Genomic DNA, 1,198 nt, shown 5'->3' on the forward strand with positions numbered 1-1,198 from the left:
GTCACCATCCGCGGCGACAGCTACCGGCTTCGTGAGAAGCGTCGCAGCGGCCTCCTGCAAAAGGCGGCTGCGGTCCCCCAACCCACACCCGTCTAGGCGTGGGAAATTAGCATGGGGGTCAGATCCTCATGACGCGAAGGGGTCAGTTCCGGATGTCGCTTGATACCGGGCCTCGTGGATCACCTTGTATGACAGGCCAAGGTCGGCCACCGCTTCTGGGCGGCATCGTACTCGTCCGCCAGCCGGCGCTTGGCCTGGGCCTCGATCTCAAGGGCGTTGCGCAGGTCGGCCACGGCCGCAAGCGGGACGATCTCGGACAGGCGCTCGATCTGGTCGCGCCAGGAGGCGACGGCGGGCGGGAGGTCGGCTGGGGCAGCGCTGGCTGACACGAATGCTCTGACACAGAGGGCTGCCGGCAGCCGGCAGCGCTATACGACGCGTTTGGCCACCGCCATGCATCTGCAACACACCAGCACACAAAGGCGAATGGCTATTTGAAGGGAGCGGTACAGCCGCGGCTTCAGTACCAAATAGGTAGATGCAACCGAGCGCGCTCTGACCGGCTAGCGCCTTAGGGTGACTGGCAACTCGGAGGAGGCGATGACTCGTCATTTTGCTGCCGCTTTAGCCATCGTCATCGCCGGAGCGCCGGTCTCGGCTTTGAGTCAGAACCTTAATCTCCCGGCCGTAGAAGCCGGCACTCGCATCACTGCTGCGTCTACCCGAATTGGTGAGCACATCGATTGGGGAGCAGGGAGTTGCGGTGAGCCGGTGCACTTGCCTGGCACATGTGTCTGGAAACTAGAACGCGGGCTTTCGCTCACAGCTCATGCGTATGGTTCGCAGACAGCCGCCACGATCATCATCACCCGTTGGATGCCCGTAGATTTGAAGGATGTTTCGGCACGCGTGAAGTTTGACCAGGCGTGCCGAGGGCTAGTTGCAGCCCTACTACCATCTTGGCAGGCCTCCCAAATCAGTGCATTCGCTAGTGCGCTGATTGGTTCAGCCGACAAAGACCGCCTAGCCAACGTCGAGGCAACAGGGTTCGCCCTCTACATCTATCCAGGGTCCATCACCTGTGAGGCGCAGCGGGCAAATGACTAGGTAGGGGACTCATTCAGGTCCTAGGTAGGGGAGTCATTCAGGTCCATGCGATGACAGAGGAAACTAGCGCGACGGCTGCGAGATAGTTGCA

The 1,198-nt window shown here is 61.2% G+C and carries 2 protein-coding genes and 1 pseudogene; 2 read left to right on the forward strand and 1 reads right to left on the reverse strand.

What is annotated here, in order from left to right:
* Positions 1 to 96, forward strand: a pseudogene (locus tag BMY19_RS31165) (ATP-binding protein); the annotation flags it as partial.
* A gap of 83 nt (positions 97 to 179) precedes the next feature.
* Here BMY19_RS31165 and BMY19_RS30355 read toward each other — a convergent pair.
* Complete coding sequence (locus tag BMY19_RS30355) at positions 180 to 389, reverse strand: hypothetical protein (protein WP_100253899.1); 210 nt, start codon at positions 387 to 389, stop codon at positions 180 to 182.
* Between the two features lie 211 nt (positions 390 to 600).
* Between BMY19_RS30355 and BMY19_RS30745 the strand changes: the two genes are divergently transcribed.
* Positions 601 to 1,107, forward strand: a complete 507-nt coding sequence (locus BMY19_RS30745) for a hypothetical protein (protein ID WP_139215762.1) — start codon at positions 601 to 603, stop codon at positions 1,105 to 1,107.
* Positions 1,108 to 1,198 lie beyond the last annotated feature (91 nt).

Origin of the sequence: Methylobacterium sp. UNC300MFChir4.1 (assembly GCF_900110155.1) — a bacterium.
GTDB lineage: Bacteria > Pseudomonadota > Alphaproteobacteria > Rhizobiales > Beijerinckiaceae > Methylobacterium.

Bases quoted from the DNA above. Each gene is read 5' to 3' on its own strand.
- BMY19_RS30745 (WP_139215762.1), top strand. From the start codon at position 601: ATGACTCGTCATTTTGCTGCCGCTTTAGCCATCGTCATCGCCGGAGCG.